The organism is Chromobacterium alkanivorans, from assembly GCF_016937655.1.
Taxonomy (GTDB): domain Bacteria; phylum Pseudomonadota; class Gammaproteobacteria; order Burkholderiales; family Chromobacteriaceae; genus Chromobacterium; species Chromobacterium alkanivorans.
The window spans coordinates 327241-351748 of record NZ_JAFHKL010000002.1 but is presented as its reverse complement, the minus strand read 5'-3'; the positions used below and the strand labels follow the sequence as shown (position 1 = coordinate 351748).

Below are 24508 nucleotides of genomic sequence, written 5' to 3'. Positions count from 1 at the left end.
GCTCCGGGTTTCGATTATCCGATTTTCATGGATGCGGGAAGTCGTTCGGAAAATTTCAGTTTTTAAGCTTTTCTCCTTCAGGCGCTGAATGCGGCCGGGCCAATTTCAAATTAATGGGCTTTTTACGCGTCAACATTTGCAACTTCAGTTGGATTGACTATGTTGACTTCATGACTGGCCGCAAATGCGTACTTCTCAGCGAGGAGGAAATATGATGGATAAAGAGGCGCTCAGGCAGGAAGCCATGAGGTGGCGAAACTGGTTTAGCAAAGGTCAGCGGCTTTGGAGCTTCGCCCATCATACGGCCATTTTCGGATCTATCCTCTGCAGCGTGGTGGTGGGCGGCCTGCTGCAGGTGCAAGGACATGACCTGAAGGGTTATTCCACGGTGCTGACTTCAATCGCCGCGGCCTTGTCCAGCTTGGCCGCCGCCGGAGGCTTCGAGCGCAAGTGGAAAAGCAACCGCTTGAGCCGCAGCCGGGTGGACGGCTTGCTGATCGATATTGAAGCGGGTTCGTACAGCATGTCGGAATTGGCTTGTCAATTGAAGGAAATCATTTCCAAGCATGATCTGGACGTGACAAAAAGAGACAGTATGGAGCCCTTGCTGGTGGAGCATAAAACCAGCAGCACCGTTAAATCTCTGCTTTCCTAAGCGACGTTCCCGTAAATGAAAAAGCGCTGATGGCGGCCATGGCGCTTTGATTCGCAATGTAAAAACAGCCCCGTCGTTTATCCGGCGCGGGCTGTTTTTTTATCGCTTGGCGAATGGCGGCGCATTTTGTTTGAGCGGCGCTTGTCGTCGACGAGGCCGGCGCGCCGCTTTGCCGTCGGAGGCCTAGTCGGTATAGCGCGCGGCAATGGCGCGGAAGGTCTCCGTGATGGTCAGGAAGGCGGCGACGATGTCCGGATCGAAATGGTTGCCGCAGCCTTCGCGAATGATGGCGACCGCCTGTTCATGGGGGAAGGGCGGTTTGTAGACGCGGCGGGAGATCAGGGCGTCGTAAACGTCCGCCACCGCCATCAGCCGGGCGGACACCGGGATTGCGTCGCCGGCCAGGCCCTGGGGGTAGCCGCTGCCGTCCCATTTTTCCTGATGGCCGTAGGCGATTTCCTTGGCGTGACGCAGAAAGCTGCTGGGGGAGTCCAGCAACCTCTCCGCCGCGGCGATGGTGTCGCGTCCCAGCGTGGTGTGGGTTTTCATCACTTCGAACTCTTCCGGCGTCAGCTTGTCCGGCTTCAGCAGGATGTGGTCCGGAATGCCCACCTTGCCGATGTCGTGCAAGGGCGCGGACTTGAACAGCTCTTGAATGGTTTCCTCGTCCAGCGCGGCCTTGAAGCGCGGGTGCTGGCGCAATTGCGTGCACAGGGCGAGCACGTAGTTCTGCGTCCGGCGCAGATGGTTGCCGGTTTCGTGGTCGCGGGTCTCCGCCAGCGAGGCCAGCGCCAGGATGGTGACGTCCTGCACCACTTGCACCTCGTGGATGCGGCGCTCCACCTCGCTTTGCAGGAAGGCGGCCTTGTCTTCCAGGAAGTCGGAGGCGGCCTTGAGCCGCAGATGGGTTTTGACCCGGGCCAGCACGATGGGCGGCGAGATCGGCTTGATGATGTAATCCACCGCGCCGGCGTCGAAGCCGGCCTGTTCGTTTTCGTTCTCGCCCATCGCGGTCAGAAAGATCACCGGAATCCTCGCGGTGCGCGGGTTGGCCTTGACCTGGCGGCAGGTTTCAAAGCCGCCGATGCCGGGCATCATCACGTCCAGCAGCAGCAGGTCGGGCAGCGCTTCCCCTTCCAGCAGCTCCAGCGCGCGCTCGCCGCTGTTGGCGATCTGAGTCCGGTAGTGATCCTTCAGCAAGCCATAAAGCAAGGTGAGGTTTTCCGGGGTGTCGTCCACGATCAGAACGGTCTGGCGCGGCGCGGCAGAGGCGGAGTCCGTCATCTTATGTCCTCCGACAAGGGAATGCGTTGGGCGGCTGCGGCGTGGCGCAGCAGCGTCAGCGCGTTGACGAAGTCGAACTGGTTCAGCGCTTTTTCAAAGTCGGCGAATTCGCCGGGGCCGAACAGGGCGCGCAGGGCCGAGGTCTGTTGCAGGAAAAGTTCCAGGGCGTCGCCGTCGCTGGCGGCCAGCAGGGCGGCCAGCCGCTGCAGCAGCGCCGGGCCGGCCGGCGCGTCGGCGTTCGGCGCGCCTACGCCGGATAAGCGGTCTTCCGCTTCCAGGCCGGCGCGCAGCGCCGTCATCACCTGTTCCAGCGCCTGTTCCAGCGGCGCCAGACGGACGTCGCCGCGCGCGCGCAAATCCCGCTCCAGCGCGGCGGCGGCCTCGTGCAGCTGCACGCAGCCCACATTGCCGCTGACGCCCTTGAGCGTGTGCACGGTGCGCTCGGCCTGGACGTAGTCGCCGATTTCCAGCGCCGCGGACAGCCGCGCGGCGGCGTCCGCCTCTTCGGCGACGAATTGGCGCAGCAGGTGCAGATACAGTTCGCGCTTGCCGGCCACGCGTTTCAAGCCGGCTTGTTGATCCAGGCCGGGGATGTCCGGCAGCGCCAGCGCGGACGAGGCGGCGTGGCGGATTTCCGCGCCCGGCGGTATCGGTTTGACCCAGCGCAGCAGGGTCAGGAACATCGCGTGCGGGTCAATCGGCTTGGCGATGTAATCGTCCATGCCGGCGTTCATGCAGTCTTCCCGCTCTTCAGACAGCGCGTCCGCCGTCATCGCCAACACCGGCAAGGAGGCGAACTGGGGGTCCGCCTTGATTTGCCGGGTGGCCGAGATGCCGTCCAGCACCGGCATCTGCACGTCCATCAGCACCGCGTCGAAGCCCTGCGGTCCCATCGCGGCCAGGCGCGCCAGCGCCTCGCCGCCGTGATTGGCCAGGGTCACCAGCGCGCCCGCGTCGCCCAGCAGTTCCACGGCGATCTGCTGATTCACCAGATTGTCCTCCACCAGCAGCAGGCGCACGCCGTCCAGCCGCGGCAGCTCTTCCGTCAGCGCCACCATGCCGTGATCCCGCTGCGGTCCGAACATCGCCAGCACCACATCGTACAGCGAGGACAGGCTGACGGGCTTGATCAAGACCGCGTCGCAGCCGCTGAGCTCGCCCTGGGCGCGCACGTCGTCGCGGCCAAAGGCGGTGGCCAGCACGACCTTGACGCTGCGGCTGATGCTGCGGATCTGGGAGATGGTTTCCACTCCGTTCATGCCCGGCATCATCCAGTCCACGAACACCGCGTCGAACGGTCGGTCCAGATTGGCCTGGGCGATCGCCGCCACCGCCTCCGGTCCGGAGGCGCAGGCGTGGGCGAAAAAGCCCAGCGAGCGCAGCTGGTCGGACAGGATGTCCCTGGCCGACGCGTTGTCGTCCACTACCAGTACGCGCAGGCCCTTGATTTCGCCGGGCAGGCCCTGGCGGCGGGTGTCCACCGCGGAGGACACGCCCAGCCAGGCGTTGAACATGAATAGGCTGCCCCAGCCCGGGGCGGACTCCACCCGGATGGAGCCGCCCATCAGCTCCACCAGCCGCTTGGCGATGGTCAGGCCCAGGCCGGTGCCGCCAAAGCGGCGCGTGGTGGAGCCGTCCGCCTGGCTGAACGGCTGGAACAGCCGCGCCGCCTGTTCCTCGCTCATGCCGATGCCGGTGTCGTGCACGCAAAAGCGCAGCTGGACCTTGTCGCCCACTTGCTCCAGCCGGCTGATGATGATGGCCACCTGGCCCTTTTCCGTGAACTTGATCGCGTTGTTGCTCAAATTGATCAGCACCTGGCTGAGCCGCAGGGCGTCGCCCACCAGGCCCTTGGGCACGTCCGAGCCCACTTCGAACAGCAGCTCCAGCGATTTGTCGGTCGCCTTTTGCGCCACCAGCGAGGACACCGCCTCCAGCACATCGTCCAGCCAGAACGGTTCGGCCTCCATTTCCAGCTTGCCGGCCTCCACTTTGGAAAAGTCCAGGATGTCGTTGATGATGCCCAGCAGGGAGGTGCCGGCGTTGTGGATTTTGCTGACGTAGTCGCGCTGCTGCCCGGACAGCTTGGTTTTCAGCGCCAGATAGGACATGCCGATGATGGCGTTCATCGGCGTGCGGATTTCATGGCTCATATTGGCCAGGAACATCGACTTAGCCTGGGTGGCGTCCTCCGCCTGCAGCTTGGCCACGCGCAGTTGCCCGGCGGTGTCCGCCAGGCGCGCGTAGAGCAGGCCGTTTTCCAGCAGCAGGATGATGAGCACGAAGCTGGCGGACAGCAGGCCGTAGCCGCGTCCGGCGTAAAAGCCCAGGTCGAAGCGGCTGGCGTTGAGCATGGCGGACAAGGCGATGTCGCACAACCAGGCCGTCATCACCACCGCCAGCCACACGTCCAGCAAGGTGCGCGTCCAGCGCCGCAGCAAGAGCAGCAGCGCCAGCGCGCTGAAGCTCCAGACCGCGGACACCACGCCGAACATGATGGGGGTGTAGCGGCTGCCTTGCATGATGGGGGGGAACCAGGGGTGGCCGAGCGTGGCCAGCGCCGTCAGCGCCGCCATCAGCGCCAGCGAGCCGAAAACGCAGCCCAGCACCGCCGGCAGCGGGCTGGCAAAGCGCTTCGGGCCGTCGTCGCGTTGAGCGAGCAGCACGTAGGCCAGCACCATCAGCGGAAAGCCGCCGTGCCAGAACATATACATCCAGGCCGTGGTCTGGGGTCCTGCTCCCAGCAGGCCGCCGGGCGCGAACACGCCTGGAAAGGTCAGCGCGTGCGCCATCGCCATCAGCGCGGTGAACAGATAGGCGGTCGCCAGGGCCAGCAGGGCGCGGGCGCGCAAGATCGCGTATTGGCCGAACAGCAGCGCCGCGGTGACCAGGTCGCACACCGCCATCGCCGCCTGATACGCGGGGATGAAGGCGGGAATCTTGGGCAGGGGCTGTTTGGCGAAGGGCAGCGCGCAGACGAACACCAGCACGGACGCCACGATGGCGGCCAGCGCCATCCGGCGCTGCGCGCGGCTGGGCGGCAAGGTGGACAGAAACTCGAAGGCGTCGTTGCCGGAGGCGGGCGTCTGCTGCATGCGTCGAAGCTCCATCGATCAACGGATTTCGTGTTTATGAAGGAATCATATTTTGCTGTTTTATAGCATATGAGTCCGCAAGCAGGGATGGAATGTCCACGGTTTATCCGCATGTTTCCGGGCGCCGGACGCGCCGAAGGGCGCGGCGGAGCCTGGCTTGACGGGACCGACGCGCGTCGTCGGATCGGCGCCGCCGCGCGAGGGAGGGCGCGGCGGGGCTCACGGCGCCAGCGGCGCCACGCCGGCGTACACCTTGCGCAGCGCGGCGCGAATGTCGTCCAGCCGCTGTTCGCCCTTGGGCGTATTGGGGGTTTGCGCGCAGAGCCGCTTGGGCGCGCCGTCCACGGTCAGCGCGTCGCAGTCGGCGCGGCCGGCCGCCGTCATCGTCTCGTTGTCGCCGTAAAGCAGCCGACCGTCCACCAGCACCGCGGCCACGTCGCGCAGCCGGGCGTCCAGCAGCGATTGGCCGGGGGTGGCGGCGCGGCTGGACAGGATGACGACGTCGGCCTTCAAGCCGGCGCGCAGTTCGCCGATGTAGTCGTCCAGGGCCAGCGCCTGCGCCGGGTGGCTGGTGATCATGGCCACCCAGTCCCGCTCCCGGATCGCGCCCTGGAATTGTTGCTGGTTGACGCGTTCCGCCACGCGCAGCTCGTCGAACAGATTGTCGCTGCCGGTGGGGTTCCAATCCACGCCCAGCGACACCGGCACGCCGTGGCGCAGGGCGAGGTCGACGCGGGTGGTGCGGCCGTACAAGGCCAGATTGCTTTGCGGGGACCAGATCAGCTTGCTGCCCGTCGCGCCCATCAGGCGGAATTCCTCGTCGCCGAAGGCGGTGCCGTGGATGACGGCGGTGCCGGGGGCGAGCAGGCCCTTGGCCTTGAGCGTGGCGAATTCCGCCAGCGCGTCTGCGTCCACGCCTTCGGCGACGTGGATCAGGAAGGCGTCGGTCGCGTTCCAGTCGATCTTGGGCGCGCCGCCGACGTCAAGGATGAAGGTGCGGACGTGGGCGGAGGAGACCGGCAGACCGGATTGAGGGTTTTCCGCATTGCGGATCAGCCCTTGCAGGCAGCGGCCGGCGGGCGAGCCCTGGATGGTGGTGACGCCGCTGATCAGGGCCTTGGCCTCGCCGTATTTCACCATTTCGCAGCTCAGGCCGCTTTTCTTCAATTGATCGTAGGGCCGCTTGAACGCCTTGTAGGCGGCGGCGCGCTGCCATTGGCCGCGGTTCTGGTAAAGCTTGGGCGGCGCCCATTTGGGCAGGGCGTTGTAGGCCACGTGATTGTGGGCGTCGATGAAGCCGGGAAAGACGTAGCCCTCGCTCACCGTCAGCACCGTGGCGCCGGCGGGTTCGACGCAGTCCGCGCCGGCGCAGACGATGCGGTCGCCGGCCAACACCAGCCGGCCGTCGCTCTCTTGTTCCGCCAGCACCAGGCGGCCGCGGATCACCAGGTTCTCGCCGTCGCCCGGCGTCACCGTCACCCCGGCGTAGGCCGGCAGCAGCGCGGCGCACAGCAGCCATCCCAAGCGTTTCATCTCGCGTTCTCCCGCCGGTTTCAACCCTGGTCCGCTTGCGCCGTCCACAGGATGGAGGCGTTGGCGGTCGGGGTTTTCAGTTTGGCCTGACCCTTGATCACCCGCGTGGCCATATCGCCCTGGCCCAGCCAGGCCGGCATGCCGAAGGGCAGGTCCGCGGCGGGAATCCGCGCCAGGTCCTGATCGCGGAAACCGGTAAGCGCGTAAGGCGAGGGGTCCGGCGCGGCGCCGGGGTCCGGGCTCAGCAGCGGCGCCAGCGCGGCCAGCGTCTGGTTCCAGGACTTGAGCAGCGCGCCCGGAGAGCGCGCGGTGGGGTGCTGCGGCTGAAACAGCCGCTGCGCGGCCTTGAAGGAGGCCGCGCCGGGCCAGTCGTCCAACACCTTGGCCGCCGCCTTGCCAAAGCCGATCACCGCTTGCAGGTCGGGCTGCTTGAGCTGGTCCAGAAACTGATTGCGCCAGGCGCGCACCGCGGCCTGGTCCATGAAGCCGGCCATCTCGCCGTCGAACTGGCCGTAGATGCTGTACAGGCTGGCGTTGACGATGACGTAGGAGCGATCCAGGCCGAGCTTGCGCAGAAAGCCTTGCACCCGTTGGCCGGCGGTGCCGACCATGGCGCGGCGCACCAGGTTTTCGTCGGCGGACGGGTCTTGTCCCACGATCAGCACTTTGGCGCTGCCGTCCAGGCGGCCGCGGTAATAGATGGGCCCCCATTCCAGGCGGAATTTGGCCGGGAGGGCCTGATAGCTGGCCAGCGGAGCGTGCTCGAACAGCGAGGAGAAAGGCGGGGGCGGCCCGGGGTCCCAGAGCATGTGCTTTCCTTTGAACCAGTTGGCGGCGCCCGTTGACGGCAGGCCGGCTGGGAAGGCCGCGGGGCGGGGTGTTTGAGGTATATGCGATCAGGCGCGCGAATGAAATACGTAAAACCCGCTAGCGGGACATCCTGGCGTCATCTTGCCGCGGCAAGATCGGCGTTTTGACCGTCTTGATCGAAACTGGAGAACGCCATGGATCGCCGCCGTTTTTTGAAAACCTCGCTTGCCGGCGGAGGACTGCTGCTGGCCGGGCCGGCGCTGGCCGCGCCGGCCATCGTCACCTCGGACCGGCTACGCCCGGTTCTGGGCTCCGGCATCCAGATCGGCGATGTGGGCGCGGACCGAGCCATCGTCTGGGCGCGTTCGGACCGGACCGCGCGGCTGGTGGTGGAGTGGGACCGCAGCGAACGCTTCGCCAGCCCGCGCCAGGTGCGCGGGCCTTGGGCGACCGAGGCCGGCGACTTCACCGCGCGCGTGGATCTGAGCGGCTTGCCGGCCGGCGAGCAGCTGTATGTGAGAGCGCGTTTTGAAGACGCCGTCCATCCGCGGGCCTGGTCCGAGCCGGTGGCGGGCCGCTTCCGCACCGTGGCGGAAACGGCGCGCGATCTGTGCTTCGTCTGGTCCGGCGACACCGCCGGCCAGGGCTACGGCATCAACCCGGATTGGGGCGGCATGCGCATTTACGAAACCATGCGCCGGCAGCGTCCGGACTTCTTCGTGCATTGCGGCGACACCATCTACGCCGACGGCCCGATGGCGGCGGAAACCGCGGTGGAGGGCGGCAAGATCTGGCGCAATCTGCTGACGCCGGAAGTGAGCAAGGTGGCGGAGACGCTGGACGAATACCGCGGACGCTATCGCTACAACCTGATGGACGCCAATGTGCGGCGCTTCGCCGCCGAAGTGCCGCAGATCTGGCAGTGGGACGATCACGAGGTGGTCAACAACTGGTCGGACGGCAAGGACTTGTCCGCCGATCCGCGCTACCGCGAGAAGAACATCGGCGTGCTGCAGGCGCGCGCCACCCGCGCTTTTCTGGAATACGCGCCGATGCGGCTGCACGGCAGTCGCGAGGAGGAGCGGGTGTATCGCCACTTGCCGCAGGGGCCGCTGTTGGACGTGTTTGTGGTGGACATGCGCAGCTATCGCGGCGCCAACGGCGCCAATCTGCAGAAGGACGGCGAGCCGGGCGCGGATTTCATGGGCCGGGAGCAATTGCGTTGGCTGCTGGACGGCCTGCAGGCGGCCAAGGGCGTCTGGAAGGCGATCATGGCGGACATGCCGCTGGGCCTGCAGGTGGCCGACGGCAAGAACGCGGACGGCAGCGCGCGCTGGGAGGCGATGGCCAACGGCGATCACGGCCGGCCGCTGGGGCGCGAACTGGAGCTGGCCTGGCTGCTGCGCGAGATCAAGCGCCGCGATATCCGCAATGTGGTGTGGTTCACCGCCGACGTGCATTACACCGCCGCCCATCACTACCATCCGGAGCGCGCCGCCTTCGCGGACTTCGATCCGTTCTGGGAGTTCGTGTCCGGCCCGCTGAACGCCGGCACCTTCGGTCCCAATGCGCTGGACATGACTTTCGGCCCCAAGGTGGTGTACCAGAAAGCGCCGGAGACGCAGAACCTGTCGCCCCTGGCGGGCATGCAGTTCTTCGGCCAGGTGGACATAGACGCCCGCAGCCGCGCGATGACGGTGCGGCTGAAGGACGCGGCCGGCCATACCCTGTTCACCCAGGAGTTGACGCCGGCGTGAATGGGCCGCGAGGGCGGGCCGCCCGCCGCGCAATTGACGACGTTTGTTTCGTTTATTAGAATGCGTACGTATGTATTCAATAGCGGGAGGGCGCAGTGGGCAAACCCAGATCCATCGATCGCAATCAGGTGTTGGACGCCGCGGAAGAGATCATTGAACGCAACGGGGCGGCCGCCCTCACCATAGACGCCGTGGCCAAGGCCGTGGGCATCAGCAAGGGCGGGGTCCAATCCTGTTTCGGCGCCAAGCACAATCTGGTCAACGCCATGCTGGAGCGTTGGGGCAAGCACTACGACGCGTGTTTCGAGAAAACCGCGGGCGCCGCCGCCGAGCAGCTGTCCAGCGTCGAGCAAGTCAAAACCCATGTCCGCATCACCGCGACGGAAGAGGCGTTGATCGCCCGCGCCGCCTGCCATTTGAGCGCGATGCTGGAGTCCAAGGATCAGAAAGACTGGGTGCGGGCCTGGCATGCCGAGCGCCTGGGCAAGCTGGACGTGGCCACCGAGGAGGGCCGCCGCGCGCGCGTGGCCTATCTGGCGGTGGAAGGGGCTTTCATGCTGCGCTACTTCGGCCTGGCGGAGATGAGCGAGCGGGAGTGGCGGGACGCGTTTCATGACATCGAGCAATTGGCGGGGGGCTGACAAGCGTTTCGCTCCCGCCGGAGAGGCGGTGAACGGGTTTCAAGAGCGGCCGGCGAAAACCTGCGTCGCGGCCGAGGCAAGGCGCGACGCCGGGCGGGATTTCATTATGCTTACGGGGAAGGGCGGTTAAAGATGTTTAGTTGGATGTTGTTGTTGCTCGCCAGCGGGCTGGAAGTGCTGTGGGCGGCGGGTTTGAAGCGTTCGGACAGCGTGTTGGAGTGGTTGGCGACCATCGCCTGCATCATCGGCAGCTTCTCCCTCCTGGTGCTGGTCACCAAAAGAATGGGGGCGTCGACCGCCTATGTGTTTTTCGTGATCTTCGGCACCGTGGGCACTTATCTGCTGGACGTCGCGCTGTTCGGCAAGCCGGTCAGCCCGCTTGCGGTGCTGGCGATCGCGGTGATCCTGTTTTCGGTGGTGCAACTCAAGCAAGTGAAAGACTGAAATGGACTGGCTTTATCTATTGACGGCGGGGGTTCTGGAAATCCTGGTGGTGGTGGGCATCCGGGACATCGCGCTGAAACGCTACGCCAGGGGCTGCGCGATGTACGGGCTGGGCCTGGGCAGTTCCTTGTTTCTGCTCTACCTGGCGATGAAAACCATAGACATGTCGATCGCCTACGCTGCCTACACCGGAATCGGCGTGGTGGGCACGGTGGTGACCGGCATCCTGTTCTGGGGCGACAAGAAGAGCGGCAAGAAGCTTGTCTACCTGTCGCTGCTGGTCGCGTCCATCGTCGCGCTCAAGACCGCCGGATAGCGCCGCCGGCCGCGCGCTCATGGCCGGGCGGCCGGCGCCAGTCCGTCGTCCAGCCGCTCCAGGATGCGGTAGGCGGCGCTGACCCGCTCGGCCAGCGGATAGGACTTGTTGGCCAGCAGCACGATGCCCAGCCGTTTTTCCGGGATGTAGGCGGCGTAAGCCGAAAAACCGTTGGTGGAGCCGGTCTTGTTGATGAAGGCCCGCGTTTGCGGCGGCAGCGGCGGATCCAGGCGCTGCGCCGGCATGCCCTGGTAGATGTAGGCGGCGGAATTGCCGCTCAGCAGCTGCGGCAGGGCCACCGGATACGGGTATTGCTCCCAGATCAGGCTCTGAGTCAATTCGCCGGCGCGGTAGTAGCCGATGTGGGCGTCCTTGAGCGCGCCCTGAAGCTTGGGCGCCATCGGCAGCAGGCCCATATTGGCGTTCAGAAAGCGCGCCAGGTCGGCGGCGTTGGATTTGACGCCGTAGGCCTCGTCCGCCAGCGGCGCCGGCGTCAGCCGCGCGGGCCGGTCGTTCTTGTCGTAGCCCTGGGCGTAGTCGCTCATTCTCTGGGCGGGGATGTTGACGAAGCTGCTGTCCATGCCCAGTTTGGCGAAGATCCTGCCTTCCACCGCCGCCGCGTAAGGCATGCGCATGCTGGCGGCGGCGATCTGACCCAGGATGCCGATGCCGATATTGGAATAGACCCGCTGGCTGCCCGCCGGCTGCTTGGGGCGCCAGCTCCGGATGAATCGCCGCAGCTGGCCGGCGTTGACGACGTTGTCCGGCACGAACAGGGGCAGGCCGGAGGTCTGAGTGCCCAGGTTCAGCAGCGTGCCCCGCTCCAGGCCGCCGCCGGCCAGCGCCGGCAGGTGCTGGCTTAGGGGATCGGCCAGCGAGAGTCGGCCTTCGGCCTGGGCGTAGCTGGCCAGCGCGGCGGTGAAGGTTTTGCTGAGCGAGCCGATTTCGAACAGCGTGGCGCGCGTCACCGGCCTATGGTCGGCCTTGGAGGCGACGCCGTAGTTGTAAACCTGAACGTCGCCGCCGACGGCGAGGCCCACCGCCATGCCGGGGATGCCGTTCTTGCGCATCAGCGTGGGAATCTCGGCGTCGACGGCGGCCTGTGGCGTGGGCGCGGCGACTGCGACGGCGCTGACGGAGAGCGCGGCGCAGGCCAGCAGCAGGGTATGGCGGTTCATTTCGGGCATGGCGATGCCTCCTTGACGATGAGTATGTGGAAAGGGGAAGGGCGGAGCGCCGGGCGCGGTCGACGCGCCTGGCTTGAAGAATGGCTCGCGTCCGTTCAAAGCCTCGCGAGCCAGGGCGAGGCCGGGCGTTGCGGCGGAAGGGTCAAGCGGCGCGCGAGCGTCCGCCGTGTCAGTCCCCGCGACGCGCCGCGAATCGCAAGCCGGTTCCTAGGCGCGGTTCAGCGCCAGCAGCAACTGGTTGACGCCGTCGCTCATGGCCTGGTAGCGCGTTTGCTTGCCGCGGGTCAGCGCCACCCATACCGCCGTCTGCTGCTGGGGATCGATGGCGACATAGCTGAAGAAGCCGCCGCCGCCGGCGGTTTTTTGCAGGAAGGGCCTGGCGTTAGGCTGATCGCGCAAGGCCACCCAGCCCAGGCCCAGCGCGTCGGCCTTGCCGGGCACGTCCATGCCGGCGAGGCTGCGCAGCTCGGCGCGCTGATAGCGCATCTGGAAAGTTTGCTGGTACAGGCGCTTGCGCTGCTCGTTCTGCGGCCGCACCAGGTCTTGCAGCCAGCGCTGCATGTCGGCGGCGGTGGAATAGACGCCGCCGCTGCCTATGGCCGCGCTGGTGTTGACGCAGGGACTGGTTTCCACGCCGCGCAGCAGGCGCGCGCACTGGGCGGGGCTGGGGCTGAAGGTCGTGTCGCGCATGGCCAGCGGTCCGGTGACGGTGTCGCGCAGCAAGGCCGGGTAGGGCTTGCCGGCGGCGACGGCCAGCGCGTCGGCCAGGTAGTCGTAAGCCAGGTTGGAGTATTGCGCGCTCTGTCCCGGAGCGAAGCGGGCCTTGGTCTTGGACAGCCAGCGCCAGCGCTGTTGCCGGTCGGGCCAGACGAAAACCGGCGTGTCGCGCGGCTTGACGCCCGGCAGCTCGCGCGGGAAACCACTGGTGTGAGTGGCCAGGTGCAGCAGGGTGATGGGCTGGCCGCCCAAGGCCTTGGCCGGCCGGGCGCCGGCCGGCGCGAATTTTTGCAGCGGGTCGTCCAGCTTGAGCCGCTGATCCAGCGCCATGGACGCCAGCACTTCGCTGGTCATCAGTTTGCTGAGGCTGGCGATGCGCAGCAGCGAGTTGGCGTCCGGCGTCTGGCGGCTGCCGGGGCGGGTTTCGCCGTAAAAGCGCTGCAGGCTGCCTTGCTTGTCTATCACCACCATCACCATGCCCACCGCCTGGCTGTCCTTGAAGATTTTTTCGGCTTGCTGGTTCAGTTGGGCAATGGGCATGGCGGCCTGGCTCAAGGCCGGCAGGGCGGCCAGGGCCAGGCTGATGAATCCCTTTGTTCTCATGGAGCGTGCTTTCTCTTGGGTGAGGCGGCGCGTCGATCGGCGCTGTCGATGGCGTGCATTCTATGGGGGCTGCGGCGGGCGGCATAGCGCACAATCTGTAACGGCTGTAACCGATATATTCTACCCAGTCCCAAAGGACAGGCATGCCCGGCTTTCGAGGTGCTATTACTGGCTAGTTGAAGTCCCTATCGCCGCCATTATCGGCCCCGCCTCGACCGCGCCAAGGCGCCCGCCCCTGATTGACGACTTAGTGGCTGTTTGTTCGTCCGCTTCGCCCGCGCGCCGCGCGGGGGAGGAGAAATCCATGCGCCATCGCGAGACCATCACGCCGAGCAAGGGGTAGAACCGCTGGCAAAACCCGCTTGAACGAGCAAGCCCGCGCGCCGCGCCGGCGCTTTGCCGTTTGCGCCGGTTTCGCCAGCTGCTGTTGCCGTATGGAGGGCGCCGGCCTTGCGCCGGCGCCGGGCAGCTGACTCACTTTTCGGAGGAAAGCGTCATGCCATCAGTCAATCAGTTCGCCTATGTGCCCAACACCAGCACTTACAAATTCGCCTACGGCGGGTCCATTCCCAATATGGCGATCGCCAATATGCCCAACGACACCAACTGGGCGCGCTGGACCATGCTCAACGACGGCGAGTACTACCGGATGTATTTCTTCAAGGGCAGCAGCGCGAACACCTTGTATCAGGCCGCGTTCAATCCGGCCACGTCCAAGTACGAGTTCGGCTTCCACTCCATCCCGGAGCTGAAGATCACCGGCGCGCCGCCGGACGCGGACGCTAGCAGCGTGTCCATGCTTTACGACGGCAGCACCAGCACGTACCGCTTGTACTTGCGGCGCTTGGGCGCGCCCACGGTGCTGTACCAGTTTGGCTTCAACCGTTCCACCAACCACTATGAGTACGGCTACAACTCCATTCCCACCTTGAACGTCACCGGCGCGCCGGGGGACACCGACTTCCACCGCTGGTCGATGCTGTTCGACGGCAGCACCTATCGTCTGTACGCCTTCAAGGTGGGCAGCGTGGACACTTTCTACCAGTTCGGCTACAACCCGCAGACCCAGGCGTATCAATACGGTCACGATTCCATCCCCATCCTGACCCTGGTGGGCACGCCGGCCAACAGCAATCTGACCAGCATGTCGATGCTGTTCGGCCAGGGCGACTACCGCTTCTACTTCCAGACCTTGTAAACGCGGAAAGGCGAGGGCGGCGGACGGCCGGCGGCTTGGCAAGCCGTTTCAAGCCGCTTGGCTGCCCATCTCGCCGCGGCGCCTCGCGCGCAGAGTCTCAGAGTCTGTTCAAAGTCGCGCGAGCAAGGGCGAAACAAGGCGAAAACGAGCGAAAAAGCGGAATGTACACGTGGTGCATGAGCATTTTGAGCTCGTACTCACCGTGCAACACTTCACGAAGCGCAGTAGACTTTGAACGGGTTCTCAGGCCCGCAGGTCCACGATGGGCGGCGTCTTGCTGGTGACGGGGTCCAGCCGCCATTGCGCCCGCGCCGCCGGTTTCAACGCGAAAGCGCCGGAGTCCGGGGGCCGGCCCAGCAAGGCCGCCAGGCTTGCGCGCAGCGCGGCTTCCGCGTCGGCGTCCAGGTTCTCGGCCAGCAGCAGGGTCAGCCGCTCGCGGCCGGCCGCATCGAGGTCCAGCTGGATCTGGAAGCCTTGTTCCGCGCCGCTCAGCCGCGCGAAATCGTCCAGCTCGTACGTGGTTTCATTGAGGCGGAAGGAGCGGCCGTCGCGGCCGCGCAATTCCAGCCAGCGCTCGCCGTCGCGCTCCACCCAGCGGCCGATGTCGCCCACGCAGTAGCGGAACACCGGGAAGCGCCTCCGCCAGGCGTTGCTGACCGCGATGCGGCCGTAACCGGCGGCGTCCGGCTGCAGGATCTCCGCCGCCACCCGCGGCAGTATCCGAAACAGGCCGGGGCGGCGGCTGGCGTCGCTCCAGGCCCAGATGCCGGTTTCCGCGCCGCCGTATAGGGACCAGACCTGGCCCGCGCCCAGCGCGGCGCGCAGCCGCGCCAGCGTGGACGCGTGCAGGGTTTCGCCGGCGTACAGCAGTTGCGGAATCTCCAGCCGTTCGCCGGCGGCCTCCAGATGGGCGGCGAACAGCGCCAGCCGCGACGGGGTGCCCAGCGCATGGCTGGGGCGGAATTGCCGCGCCGCGGCGAGGATGTCGGCGTCGGCGGCGTGGGCGCTCATCGGCAACGTGGTGGCCTGGCAGCGCTCCAGCACATCGTCGACGATGGCGGCGGTGCGGTAGAGGTTGGCGTAGCCAAACAGGTTCAAGGCGATGCTGGCCGGGCCGAACACCCCGTCGGCGCGCAGCCGGTCCGCCAGCGCCTGCCGCTGCGCCAGGTTTTCCGCGATGTCCACCGGGAAGATCAGCGCCGCCTGGGTGCTGCCGCCGGAACGCACCAAGTAGAGGCCGCTGGCTTCGCGCTCCGGCGCGAACGAGGCCAGCGCGGCTTGCAACGCGGCTTTCTCCAGCGGCGGCGCGGAGTCGGCGCAGTCCACGCCGCGATAGAGCGCCTGATAAAAGGGGTGGGCGCGGGCCAGCTCGAAGCATTCGCGCAGCACGGCGTGCTGGCGAGCCGGCGCGGTTTGCGGGGCCAGCGGCGCGTTCATGCCGGCAGCCTCGTCGCGTCCGTCTGCGGCAGGCCCAGCTGGATCAACAGCGGACGGTGGCGGGTGAGGAAGGCGCGCCGCTGCGCGGCGTCCGGCAAGGCTTCCTGCGCGTAGTCCAGCCAGCGCTGCGCCAGCATGCGCGCCAGGCGCAGCTCGTCCGCGTCCTGGCTGCCGGCGTAGCGCAGCACCGTGGGCGGCGTGGCCAGCAGCCGCCAATCCCGGCACGGCCGGTGGGACAGGCTGTCCGCCAGAATGCGGAAACGGATCAAGGGCGCGGACAGCAAGCCGGCGCGCCCGCCGTGCGCGACGATCTCCTTCAGCACCCGGTACCAGAAATCGATGCCCTCGTTCAGCCGTGCGCCGGCCACGTAGCGCTGCGTCAGCAGCCATTGCCGCCGCGCGGCCACATTGCTGGCCCGGCCCATGAAGAAGTCCGGGTGGCCGGCGGTGCGCAGCGGGCGGGGCAGCAGGAAGGCCTCGTCCCCCAGCGGCTCCAGTTCGGCGCGCAGCGCGTCCAGCTGCGGGAAGCGCTCCTCCGGCGGCGCGCTGTCGTAGCCCAGCACCGCCAGGTCCAGCCGGTGCTCGTTCATTTTTTGTTCCAGCAAGCGCAGACAGTCCGGCCGGTAGCAGTCGTCGGCGTCCAGAAAACTGACCATTTCGCCGCCGGCCCGCGCCAGGCCGGCGTTGCGCGCCGCGCCGGGGCCGCTGTTGCGCGGCAGCCGCAACAGCACGCTGCGGGTATGGCTCAAGTCCTGGGCGTGGTGGCGCAGGGCGTGTTCCGCCGCTTCCGCGCCGTCGTCGGTGCTGGCGTCGTCGACGATGATGATCTCGTGCGGCGCTTTCTCCTGCGCCGCCAGCGAAGCGATGGTTTCGCCGATGTAGGCGCGTTTGTTGTACAGCGGAATAATGACGGAATGCCGCATGAAGCCCCCTGTGCGCGAAACCGGTTCAGGCCGCCGCGACGGCGGAGTACAGCTTGCCGCGGCGTTGGTGCAGATTGATGATCAACTCGTCCGAGCCGCGAAACACGCCTGGGCCGTAGCTTTCCGCGTCGCGGCACAGTTGCATGCCCACCAGCCGGATGCGCCGCCGGCTCTCCGGGTCTTCGAACTCGCTTTGCTCGACATAGTCCTGGAACATGTATTGCGGCCATTGCCCCAGCACCAGTTCGCGCCAGGCGGCTTCGCCGCAGGCGGAGCGCACCAGGGAGCCCAGGCCGCGGCCGCCGCTGCTGGGCTTGGCGATGAAATCGCCGGCGCGCGCCAGCAGGGCCTCGGCCTCCTCCCGCGAAGCCGGCGCGAAAGAGGGGATCAGGAAGGGACGCAAGGCCGCGTAGTCGTCGGCGTCCAGGCAATCCCGCATGATGTCTTCGCGGTTCAGCACCGCCAGCACCCGCTTGTCGTGCACAAGGATCAGCGTGCGGATGTCGTTGAAGTAAGCGCCGCCGTCCAGCAGGTGGTCAAGCACTCTGTCCGGCAACAGCGGCAGTTCGCTGCGATCCATTTCCAGGATGCAGCGGTTCACTGTCCGGCCGTCCAGCCACAGTTTGCCGTCCCGGACGCTGAGCGCCTCCGGCCGGGCGGACAAAAAGTGGGCGCCGTCGCGCCGCAGCGTTTCCGCCAGCAGGAAGATTTCGGTGCCGGGCTCGCGGGCGTGGGTCAGCGCCACCACGCAGCCGGGCGGGTGCCACTGGCGCAGGGTGTGCAAGAAGGCGTCGCCGCCGGCCGCCTGGCCCAGCCAGTGGCTGATCATCCAGCCGTTCATCGGATAGCGCGCGCCCACTTCGCAGATGCGCGGCTGGCCGCGGCGGTCGTAGATGAAGTCCGGGCGGTAGAAGCCCACGCGGTAGGGCCGGCCGTGCGCGCGCCGCAACAGCGCCTCCATCGCCTTGGGCAGTTGATAGAGCGCCCGGATGCGCGGGTCGAGGAAATAACGGCCGACGATGGCGCGGAACGCGGCGTCCAGCAGCGCGCTCAGGCGACGCAGGCTGCGCAGATAGCCGGCGGACACCTCCACGCGGGCGCGCGCCAGCTGCTCCGGAGCGAACAGCGGCGGCGCGCCCGGCGGCCAGGACGGCGGCTCGGCGTCCGCCTGTTGCGCCAGCCGCAGGAGAGGAGGTTCGGCCCGGCTCACAGCGCCTCCGCCGCGGCGTCCCGGGCCACCGTTTCCAGCACCGCCGCCTTGTGCTCCAGATAGGCGCCGACGATGCCGTCCAGGCGGTAGCGTTCCAGATCCAGATCCATGGCCCGCGCGTAGTGGCGGACGGCGTTCATGGCGTGGAAGAAGTGGTTTTTCTCGGTGGGGCCGCAGTGCACGCTGATCCAGCCCAGCGTGCGGGTGGCGTCGCGCTCGGCGAAGCCCAGCGTCTGGATCAGCCAGCGGCGGAACAGCGGCAGGATGAACTCCACTTCGCCGTGGGTGTAGATCTCGTGCGTCAGCGTGGTCAGCAGCGCGACGGCCAGGTCCGGTTCGCGCAGCGACTGGTGGTCCTTCCAAGTCTTGAAGGCCTTGGCGCTGGGGTGGAGATAGGCATGGGACAGCCACTGGTCATCTCCGACAATGCCCGTGGCCATGTTGTAGTACATCTGCGCGTGCAGCACCTTGTGCGTGACGGCCAAGTCCTCGTCCACGATGCGGTTCAAACAGACCATGGAGGAGAACAAGGCTTCGCGGTCCGCCACCGGCTGGCCGGTGTGGACCAGCAGCGTCATCCGGTTGCCGATGCCGGCCACCGTCATCGCGCTGTTGTTGGTCTGGCTCCAGCTCTGGAAAAAGCTGCGCAGGGTTTCCTGGCTTTGCCGGCGCCCGGTCAGACGCGCAAAGCCGGCTTCGATCGCGTCGAAGCGGCGGCCGTGCCGTTCAAAGGCTTGCAGCAGCTCCTGCTTGAGGTGGGATGCGGGCAAATCCCGCAACACCGGCATGATGATATGGCTGAGACGGTTCATGAGCAGGACCCTTGCTTGCATTGAGCGCGCCGCGTCGGGCTGGGCGGAGCGGCCGCCGGTCCCGTGCTTTTTACGGCCGGACAGACATCAATATGGTGTAAGGATCAGACTGCCGATATAGGTACTACCACGATGTTGAAAATCCGCACGGATGATCTACCGCGCTTGCCGCAGAGGATATGATTTCGGCATCATTTGTTTTTCCGTCAGCGAGATCGAGCCGATGCAAACCGAAGTGATGACTGTCAAACAGACAAGATTGATCGAATGCCGCGCCGGAGTGGAACGCCTGGATCAGGCGCTGGAACTGGTGGCGCTGTGCGCGGAGCGCGACGCGTCGAGCTTGTTGCTGACGGAGAAGGCTTTGCCGCCGGCCTTTTTCGATTTGAGCAGCCGGTTTGCCGGCGAATTCATCCAGAAGCTGGTCAACTATCGTCTTTCCGTGGCCGGGGTGTTCGTCGACGGGGCCGCTTACGGCGAGCGATTTGGCGAATACCTGAACGAAGCGCGCCGGGGCCGGCAATTCCGCGTGTTCGACGATAGGGAGGCGGCCTTGGCCTGGCTGGCGGAGCCAGGTTGAGAGCGAAGCGCTTGAAGGCGGTGAAGGGGCGCGCGAACCGGACGGGAGACGGGAGGCAGCCCCTGGCGGGGCTGCTTGCTTAGCGGGTCTTAAAGGGAGAAGGCGATCAGACCGCGTCTTTGCCTATGCTCACCTGGAAGGAGCCGGAGTTGTTGCCGTAAGTGTTGGGCACATCGTTGTAGTACAGCGTGATCTGGCCTTGCGCGTTGGCCGGCGCTTTCCAGCGGAACAGGCCGGTGTTCACCGGGATGAAGCCGCTGGCGCCGATCTTCATCACCAGCGCGCCGCAGTAGGCGTCGCCGCAGATCAGGCCCTGATTGGGATGGCTCTTGTCGCCCTGCGGGCCCCAGTTGGGTTGCGGGCCGTAACCGGCCCAGCCCGACGCCACGATGGTGATCACGTCGCCGGGGTTGTAGGTGATGGTGGTGGGTTCTCCGTTGGGATTGTTCGCAGCGACAGTACCGGTCCAAGCCATGGTGAATCTCCAAGTTGAGAGTGAGGGAAAGCAGATTCGACGCCGCGCCGGCGGCATGAGGAATATGCTTATCTCATTAAAGTTGGAGATGGGGGTTTTGGCCTCTGGTCTTTCGGCAAGGTCGGCGGAGGGAACTTTGAGCCAGGTCTCCGGCGCTCAGCGGCCTTGATCCAGCTTGCAGGCGAGGCCGGTGCCGGCGAAACCGCCGTACAGCTTCATTTCGTCCGGCTGTTTGCGGGTGATGAAGAAACTGTCCGGCAGCGCCAGGCCGGTGCCGCCGCGCGGCCAGGTCAGCAGCCCGCGTTCGTCCATATAGCCCTGGAAGCGTTGCTCGCCGCGGATCAGCTCCACCGTCTGGCTCTGGCGGCTGAAGTGGAAGCGGGTGGCGTCGGCGCAGTGGTAGCTGGCCTGCATCGCCTGCGGCTTGCAGCCGGCCAGCAGAACTAGCAGAAGCGGCGCCAGGCTGGCGAAGGGGAAGCGGGCGGGGATGGACATGGGCGGTGTTTGGGCTGAGGACGGAAGGTCGCCAATATAACAAGAGCGGCCGGCGGCGGCTAGCCGCGCTCCGGGCGCCGCTGGTCCATTCGCGCGGCAACTGTTAACATGCCGATCGATTTTTCGGCCGCCGATCCCGATGGCGGCCGCAAGGAGACAAGCATGTTCCCACGCAAGCTGATGCTGGCGGTTCTTGGCGTTGCGACGCCGTTCGCCGCGGTGGCGGCGGATGTTTACATCGGCATGTTGAGCGTGAACGAGGGGGCCTTGCGGCTGACCCGTTGCAGCCTCGGCAAGCCGATCTATCTGCTGCTGAGCCAGGAAGGCCGGCCGTTGACGGAGTGGCCGGGCGCATCGCCGCAGGCGCTGGAAGAAAAGGCCAGGACCTCGGCCCGGATTTTGGGCGAATTCGAAGAGCGTGACGGCAAGCCGGCCTTGCGGGTGGAGCGGATAGACGCGATCCGCTCCGGCGAGTCCTGTCATCTGGACGATTGGCTGAACGAACAAGACGCGTCCGGGACCGAGCCGTAATGAGGCTGAGCAAGGGCAAGGCGGCGCTGGCGCTGCTTGCGTTGCTGGGCGGCGCTTATTGGGCGGCCACTCATCTGAACAGCAACTGGGGGCGCGTGGTGGGCGAGCCGGTGGACGCCTTCAACGGCGTCGCCGTGTATTACAACGGCGGCGTGCAGAACGTGGAAGGGCGCAATCTGGCGCCGGACGGCTACAACCTGGGCCTGCGCTATCAATGCGTGGAGTTCGTCAAACGCTATTACTACCAGCGCTTTGGCCACAAGATGCCGCAAGACAAGGGCCATGCCCGGGATTTTTTCCAGTCCGGGCTGGACAACGGCGCGCTCAATCCCGAGCGCGGCCTGCTGCAATACCGCAACGGCGGCGGCGACGCGCCGCGGGCGGAAGACCTGATCGTGTTCGCGCCCTGGACCTTCAACCGTTACGGCCATGTCGCCATCGTCAGCCGGATCGGGCCGGATTTCATCGAGATCATCCAGCAGAACCCCGGCCCGTTCGGCGAGGCCCGCGAGCGGCTGCCCTTGCTCATGGAGCAGGGCGTCCCGAGGGTGGACCATCCGCGGGCGCTGGGTTGGCTGCGCCGCGCGCCGCAGGCCTCGGCGCCGGCGGGGGAAGGCCTGGAGCCGGCGGGCAAGGCCTGACCATCTATTGTCTGCCGGCATTGCGGCGTGGAGTCTTGCGCGGCGCGCATCTTCATCAGAAGCATTGGCTCTGGCAAGCAGGCCGTTATTTTATTCGCATGAGGCGTGCTTGCCTGATTTTGGCCGCTCGATAAATCGTTGTGTGCTTTTTTATCGGCAACACGTCTATTTATTTCGCATGGTTTTTGATTTTTGGCGTGAGTGTTTTTTACAAGCCGCTTCCTGGCTTCCTTGGTAACTTTGCTGAAACCAAAGGAGCTTTGTCATGCCGATAAATCATATCGCAGCCTATACGCCTCAAACTGTCGTACCCAATAGCGAAAATCAGTCTGTTCAGGATTTCTCAGGCAAATCAATCCGTGGCCGCGACGTGGTCATAATCAACCCATTCTGCGAGGGAGGCGGGGATCATGCCTTGGCGAATAAAATAGCCAATCTTGCTTTAGAGGAAGGCTGCCGTGTGACGATCGTGCCCGTATCCGCTAATGGAGGTGGCGAAAGTGATTCCGGTCAGCGCAATATCTCTCTGCATGGGGGTGGTCACGATGCCAGCAGCCTTAGTAATCCGGTATTCATCGTGGCTCCCGTGGGTATTTTGACAACCGAGAAGCTGGGCGAGACCATTAATCGATTATGCGATCAATATCAATTTCCCAAGGGTGACATTGCTCTCATTGAGGAAATGGATTTATTGGCCTCTCCCAGTCAGCAGTTGCCGGAGCGCCAGGAATTGTTGCAGAAAATGGGGTTTGGCAAGGTTGACGCGTTCAATCTGGGTTTCGGCAAGGGGGCGATTGGTTATCTGCCCGTTGATCCGCTTACTGTCAATACTGTCAAAGACCGTTTTGAAGGGGAGCTGGTCAAGCTGCTGGATAGCTGCAATCTTTCGTTGGCGAAAGACAGTCACTATCATCTGGCCTACATCAGTTCGGATACTTGTGTTACTGCGTCGCAAGTTTTTATCGCCAACACCCTCACTGAGAACAAGGGGAGTGGGAAAAACGCCAATTACGTCATGGTGTTGAGGCAGCTGGATGGATACGCCAAGAAGGTGTTGCCAAACAAGGTCAGTGAAATATTGAACCTGCGCAGCCAGCAACATGATTTTCCGGCCTTGTTCGCCAAGGCCAATATCGCGTTTGCCGATCCTGATACGGGCCGGCTTGAAAACAATATGGAAATCAAGGGCGAGGGACAGGGGCAGCTCAATATTGTCTTTGCCAATGCCTTGCCGCAGAATATTTTCCATGACTTCATGTGTCTTGCTCATTCAGGTATGGCCAGTGGTGATCAATCCTTGGGCGAGTTTCTGTCCTTGACCGGAAAAATGCCTTACTACGATATGCAGCCATGGAAACAACCATTGGCCGAAGCCGTTAAAGAGGCTGGCGCGGAGTTGGGCGGCGCGGAGTTGAAGCAGGCGGTGGCGGAAAGAATTATCGGACGCCAGCCTTTTAGCGGGCGCATGGCTTATCAGATTGTTCCGAATCTTGGGCAGACGGAGCGCTCGGCCGAGCTGAACCATGGCTTGAACGCTTTGGATACGCTGATTAGCACCAGAACAGCCGATCATCACATTCGCGCGCTGTTGACGCCGTAGTCAATCTCCTGGGCGGAAGCGCACGTCCCAGCCCTTCATCGATCAAGCCTCCATGCTCAGGCCCGGCCCTCGCGGGGAGTTTCGCCGCGCGGGCCAGGGCCTTTTCCCATGGCTAGGTTTACTTCATCTTCCAGCTGGTGGCTTTCAGCACCGCGGCGTCGGCGTCCTTCAGATCGGTTTCGCCCTGGCTCAGCAGGCCGCTCCACTGTTTGACCCGGTTCTTGCCGTTGGGCGGCTGATTGTATTCATTCGTGTCCACCACCTTGCTGCGCTCGGCGTGGAAGCGGGTCATGAAGGTTTTCTCGTCGCCGCCGCCGGAACGGGACAGCAGCCCCTGCAGCGTGTCCGAGCCGCCGCTGGCGCCCTGGTTCAGCGCAGTGTCCACGAAGGAGCCTATCGTCAGCGCGCTGCCGAAGCCGCGTTGGCGCGCCTGTTGCACGCTGTATTGGATGTAGACCTTGTAAAAGGTCTGCCACATCGCTTCGCGCCAGGCCGCGTTGCTCTGCAGCGCGGCTATCTTGCCGCAGAACACCTTTTCGCTGTCGCTGATCTTGAGTACCGGCCCCTGCATGCCGCCGCGGACCCCGGCGCGCGCCAGCCCGCCGGCGACGGAGGGGTTGCCGGCGCCGCTGGCGGCGTCGAATTCCTTGAACAGTGTTGGGCCGTCCGGCCCCTGGTCGCGGGGGCCGCCGGTGGTGGCGCCGAAAATGCCGATGGTGAAGCCGCGCTCGTCGTCGATGTCCTCGCAATAGCCGTAAAACTTGGGCCAGTCCAGGGAGTCCTGCTCCGGCTTGTTCACCAGCTTCATGATGTTGTTCCACTGCTCGCCGTCCAGCCCGGTGTTGGCTTTCAGGAATTTCAGCGTGCTGGGGGAGAAATTGGCGTCCGGATTGGCCGCCTTGCCCCTGCCGGTCGGCGCGCAGCGCGCGCCGACGGTCCAGGGCTGGCCGATTTCCGCCGCGCCGCTGCTGGCGTCCGGCGTGTTGCCCTGAGTCCAGTAGACCGCGGTGAAGTTGACGCCGTGATGGCTGGCCACGCTGCCGGCCGGGTAGGGCGTGGCGGCGTTCCATGGGGCCGCGCAGACCGCCAGCCGCGCCGCCAGCCGGGGGGCGCTGCCGGCGGGCGAGGCCTGGGCCCAGGATGCGCCGGCGCATGTCAGCCAGCCGGCGCCGGCCAGCGCCAGCATCGAGAGTGTGCGTTTCAAAACGTTCTCCAGTAGATCAGGGGAAGAAGCGGCGCGAGCCGGGAAAATGCACAAAATGCCATATGGGTTTTTGCGAGGAAAGAGGCGAGAACTGGCAAATGGGACTGGCGGCATTCGGCGGGCTTAGGCTATGCGGTCTGGCCGCTATTGTCCGTTTCCTGTTCCGCGACGAGTCGGCGCGGGTTTTTCCAGAGGCCGGTCAAACCAACTATCGCCATTCCGATCCGCAGTTGGATAAGTCAAAGCCTGCTCAAAGTCTCGCGAGCAAGAGCGAAGCAGGGCGAAAACCACTGAGAAAGCGGGTATGAGCATTTCGAAGCGGGTTTCAACGCCGTATCGCCGAAGCGCTGCAGACTTTGA

23 protein-coding genes are annotated in these 24508 nt (G+C 65.3%); 10 read left to right on the top strand and 13 right to left on the bottom strand.

Annotated features, from left to right (window positions below):
• Window positions 1-211: 211 nt before the first annotated feature.
• On the top strand, window positions 212-655 hold the full coding sequence (locus JW897_RS05210; protein ID WP_146176120.1) for a hypothetical protein: 444 nt from the start codon (window positions 212-214) through the stop codon (window positions 653-655).
• Between the two features lie 183 nt (window positions 656-838).
• Here JW897_RS05210 and JW897_RS05205 read toward each other — a convergent pair whose 3' ends face one another.
• From JW897_RS05205 to JW897_RS05190, 4 genes are all read right to left on the bottom strand, one after another.
• The gene (locus JW897_RS05205; RefSeq protein WP_048413910.1) at window positions 839-1939 is read right to left on the bottom strand and encodes a response regulator; all 1101 of its coding nucleotides are present in this window, start codon (window positions 1937-1939) and stop codon (window positions 839-841) included.
• The gene (locus JW897_RS05200) at window positions 1936-5034 is read right to left on the bottom strand and encodes a response regulator (protein WP_205465382.1); all 3099 of its coding nucleotides are present in this window, start codon (window positions 5032-5034) and stop codon (window positions 1936-1938) included. The genes JW897_RS05205 and JW897_RS05200 overlap by 4 nt, the downstream gene beginning before the upstream one ends.
• A gap of 219 nt (window positions 5035-5253) precedes the next feature.
• Window positions 5254-6567 (bottom strand): amidohydrolase family protein, encoded by a 1314-nt coding sequence (locus JW897_RS05195; RefSeq protein WP_205465381.1) that lies wholly within the window; start codon window positions 6565-6567, stop codon window positions 5254-5256.
• A 20-nt stretch (window positions 6568-6587) separates the two neighbouring features.
• Window positions 6588-7376, bottom strand: coding sequence for a uracil-DNA glycosylase family protein (locus tag JW897_RS05190; protein WP_205465380.1), 789 nt, complete (start codon window positions 7374-7376; stop codon window positions 6588-6590).
• 195 nt (window positions 7377-7571) lie between these two features.
• Here JW897_RS05190 and JW897_RS05185 point away from each other — a divergent pair, with 195 nt between their 5' ends.
• The 4 genes from JW897_RS05185 to JW897_RS05170 all read left to right on the top strand — a co-directional run bounded on the left by JW897_RS05185 (window position 7572) and on the right by JW897_RS05170 (window position 10535).
• On the top strand, window positions 7572-9134 hold the full coding sequence (locus JW897_RS05185; RefSeq protein ID WP_205465379.1) for an alkaline phosphatase D family protein: 1563 nt from the start codon (window positions 7572-7574) through the stop codon (window positions 9132-9134).
• A 95-nt stretch (window positions 9135-9229) separates the two neighbouring features.
• Complete coding sequence (locus JW897_RS05180) at window positions 9230-9775, top strand: TetR family transcriptional regulator (RefSeq protein WP_205465378.1); 546 nt, start codon at window positions 9230-9232, stop codon at window positions 9773-9775.
• A gap of 144 nt (window positions 9776-9919) precedes the next feature.
• Window positions 9920-10219 carry a DMT family transporter gene (locus JW897_RS05175; RefSeq protein WP_197083022.1) on the top strand — a complete coding sequence of 100 codons (300 nt, stop codon included), beginning with the start codon at window positions 9920-9922 and terminating at the stop codon, window positions 10217-10219.
• Window position 10220: 1 nt separating this feature from the next.
• Window positions 10221-10535 (top strand): DMT family transporter, encoded by a 315-nt coding sequence (locus tag JW897_RS05170; protein WP_205465377.1) that lies wholly within the window; start codon window positions 10221-10223, stop codon window positions 10533-10535.
• Window positions 10536-10552: 17 nt separating this feature from the next.
• Here the strand turns inward: JW897_RS05170 and blaCHC are convergent, their stop codons facing one another.
• Together blaCHC and ampH are read right to left on the bottom strand one after the other, a co-directional pair.
• Window positions 10553-11722, bottom strand: a complete 1170-nt coding sequence (gene blaCHC, locus JW897_RS05165; RefSeq protein WP_205465376.1) for a CHC family extended-spectrum class C beta-lactamase — start codon at window positions 11720-11722, stop codon at window positions 10553-10555.
• Window positions 11723-11929: 207 nt separating this feature from the next.
• Window positions 11930-13042, bottom strand: coding sequence for a D-alanyl-D-alanine-carboxypeptidase/endopeptidase AmpH (ampH, locus tag JW897_RS05160; protein WP_205465375.1), 1113 nt, complete (start codon window positions 13040-13042; stop codon window positions 11930-11932).
• A gap of 496 nt (window positions 13043-13538) precedes the next feature.
• Between ampH and JW897_RS05155 the strand changes: the two genes are divergently transcribed.
• Window positions 13539-14240 (top strand): hypothetical protein, encoded by a 702-nt coding sequence (locus JW897_RS05155; protein ID WP_048413902.1) that lies wholly within the window; start codon window positions 13539-13541, stop codon window positions 14238-14240.
• A 243-nt stretch (window positions 14241-14483) separates the two neighbouring features.
• Here the strand turns inward: JW897_RS05155 and JW897_RS05150 are convergent, their stop codons facing one another.
• The 4 genes from JW897_RS05150 to JW897_RS05135 are packed head-to-tail and all read right to left on the bottom strand — an operon-like array spanning window position 14484 to window position 18622.
• Window positions 14484-15677 carry a phenylacetate--CoA ligase family protein gene (locus tag JW897_RS05150; RefSeq protein WP_205465374.1) on the bottom strand — a complete coding sequence of 398 codons (1194 nt, stop codon included), beginning with the start codon at window positions 15675-15677 and terminating at the stop codon, window positions 14484-14486.
• Entirely contained in the window at window positions 15674-16600 is a 927-nt protein-coding gene (locus tag JW897_RS05145; RefSeq protein ID WP_053077319.1) for a glycosyltransferase family 2 protein, read from the bottom strand. The genes JW897_RS05150 and JW897_RS05145 overlap by 4 nt, the downstream gene beginning before the upstream one ends.
• 25 nt (window positions 16601-16625) lie before the next feature.
• The gene (locus JW897_RS05140; protein ID WP_205465373.1) at window positions 16626-17810 is read right to left on the bottom strand and encodes a hypothetical protein; all 1185 of its coding nucleotides are present in this window, start codon (window positions 17808-17810) and stop codon (window positions 16626-16628) included.
• Window positions 17807-18622 carry a hypothetical protein gene (locus tag JW897_RS05135; RefSeq protein WP_205465372.1) on the bottom strand — a complete coding sequence of 272 codons (816 nt, stop codon included), beginning with the start codon at window positions 18620-18622 and terminating at the stop codon, window positions 17807-17809. The genes JW897_RS05140 and JW897_RS05135 overlap by 4 nt, the downstream gene beginning before the upstream one ends.
• Window positions 18623-18860: 238 nt before the next feature.
• Here JW897_RS05135 and JW897_RS05130 point away from each other — a divergent pair, with 238 nt between their 5' ends.
• The gene (locus JW897_RS05130) at window positions 18861-19202 is read left to right on the top strand and encodes a DUF4180 domain-containing protein (protein ID WP_205465371.1); all 342 of its coding nucleotides are present in this window, start codon (window positions 18861-18863) and stop codon (window positions 19200-19202) included.
• A 106-nt stretch (window positions 19203-19308) separates the two neighbouring features.
• Here the strand turns inward: JW897_RS05130 and JW897_RS05125 are convergent, their stop codons facing one another.
• Window positions 19309-19677 carry a LecA/PA-IL family lectin gene (locus JW897_RS05125; RefSeq protein WP_019100806.1) on the bottom strand — a complete coding sequence of 123 codons (369 nt, stop codon included), beginning with the start codon at window positions 19675-19677 and terminating at the stop codon, window positions 19309-19311.
• A gap of 156 nt (window positions 19678-19833) precedes the next feature.
• Complete coding sequence (locus JW897_RS05120) at window positions 19834-20172, bottom strand: hypothetical protein (RefSeq protein WP_205465370.1); 339 nt, start codon at window positions 20170-20172, stop codon at window positions 19834-19836.
• 162 nt (window positions 20173-20334) lie between these two features.
• Between JW897_RS05120 and JW897_RS05115 the strand changes: the two genes are divergently transcribed.
• From JW897_RS05115 to JW897_RS05105, 3 genes are all read left to right on the top strand, one after another.
• Window positions 20335-20703, top strand: coding sequence for a hypothetical protein (locus JW897_RS05115; protein WP_156187815.1), 369 nt, complete (start codon window positions 20335-20337; stop codon window positions 20701-20703).
• Complete coding sequence (locus tag JW897_RS05110; protein ID WP_205465369.1) at window positions 20703-21344, top strand: CHAP domain-containing protein; 642 nt, start codon at window positions 20703-20705, stop codon at window positions 21342-21344. Before JW897_RS05115 ends, JW897_RS05110 begins: the two co-directional genes overlap by 1 nt.
• A gap of 265 nt (window positions 21345-21609) precedes the next feature.
• Window positions 21610-22944, top strand: a complete 1335-nt coding sequence (locus tag JW897_RS05105) for a hypothetical protein (RefSeq protein WP_205465368.1) — start codon at window positions 21610-21612, stop codon at window positions 22942-22944.
• A 118-nt stretch (window positions 22945-23062) separates the two neighbouring features.
• Here the strand turns inward: JW897_RS05105 and JW897_RS05100 are convergent, their stop codons facing one another.
• On the bottom strand, window positions 23063-24148 hold the full coding sequence (locus JW897_RS05100) for a chitosanase (RefSeq protein WP_240352087.1): 1086 nt from the start codon (window positions 24146-24148) through the stop codon (window positions 23063-23065).
• Between the last annotated feature and the right edge of the window lie 360 nt (window positions 24149-24508).

Coding starts and splice junctions, on each gene's coding strand:
- JW897_RS05115 (WP_156187815.1), top strand. CDS start 20,335: ATGTTCCCACGCAAGCTGATGCTGGCGGTTCTTGGCGTTGCGACGCCG.
- JW897_RS05170 (WP_205465377.1), top strand. CDS start 10,221: ATGGACTGGCTTTATCTATTGACGGCGGGGGTTCTGGAAATCCTGGTG.
- JW897_RS05145 (WP_053077319.1), bottom strand. CDS start 16,600: ATGCGGCATTCCGTCATTATTCCGCTGTACAACAAACGCGCCTACATC.
- JW897_RS05120 (WP_205465370.1), bottom strand. CDS start 20,172: ATGTCCATCCCCGCCCGCTTCCCCTTCGCCAGCCTGGCGCCGCTTCTG.
- JW897_RS05210 (WP_146176120.1), top strand. CDS start 212: ATGATGGATAAAGAGGCGCTCAGGCAGGAAGCCATGAGGTGGCGAAAC.
- JW897_RS05185 (WP_205465379.1), top strand. CDS start 7,572: ATGGATCGCCGCCGTTTTTTGAAAACCTCGCTTGCCGGCGGAGGACTG.
- ampH (WP_205465375.1), bottom strand. CDS start 13,042: ATGAGAACAAAGGGATTCATCAGCCTGGCCCTGGCCGCCCTGCCGGCC.
- JW897_RS05125 (WP_019100806.1), bottom strand. CDS start 19,677: ATGGCTTGGACCGGTACTGTCGCTGCGAACAATCCCAACGGAGAACCC.
- JW897_RS05150 (WP_205465374.1), bottom strand. CDS start 15,677: ATGAACGCGCCGCTGGCCCCGCAAACCGCGCCGGCTCGCCAGCACGCC.
- JW897_RS05105 (WP_205465368.1), top strand. CDS start 21,610: ATGCCGATAAATCATATCGCAGCCTATACGCCTCAAACTGTCGTACCC.
- JW897_RS05190 (WP_205465380.1), bottom strand. CDS start 7,376: ATGCTCTGGGACCCCGGGCCGCCCCCGCCTTTCTCCTCGCTGTTCGAG.
- JW897_RS05205 (WP_048413910.1), bottom strand. CDS start 1,939: ATGACGGACTCCGCCTCTGCCGCGCCGCGCCAGACCGTTCTGATCGTG.
- JW897_RS05175 (WP_197083022.1), top strand. CDS start 9,920: ATGTTGTTGTTGCTCGCCAGCGGGCTGGAAGTGCTGTGGGCGGCGGGT.
- JW897_RS05155 (WP_048413902.1), top strand. CDS start 13,539: ATGCCATCAGTCAATCAGTTCGCCTATGTGCCCAACACCAGCACTTAC.
- JW897_RS05200 (WP_205465382.1), bottom strand. CDS start 5,034: ATGCAGCAGACGCCCGCCTCCGGCAACGACGCCTTCGAGTTTCTGTCC.
- blaCHC (WP_205465376.1), bottom strand. CDS start 11,722: ATGCCCGAAATGAACCGCCATACCCTGCTGCTGGCCTGCGCCGCGCTC.
- JW897_RS05130 (WP_205465371.1), top strand. CDS start 18,861: ATGACTGTCAAACAGACAAGATTGATCGAATGCCGCGCCGGAGTGGAA.
- JW897_RS05135 (WP_205465372.1), bottom strand. CDS start 18,622: ATGAACCGTCTCAGCCATATCATCATGCCGGTGTTGCGGGATTTGCCC.
- JW897_RS05195 (WP_205465381.1), bottom strand. CDS start 6,567: ATGAAACGCTTGGGATGGCTGCTGTGCGCCGCGCTGCTGCCGGCCTAC.
- JW897_RS05110 (WP_205465369.1), top strand. CDS start 20,703: ATGAGGCTGAGCAAGGGCAAGGCGGCGCTGGCGCTGCTTGCGTTGCTG.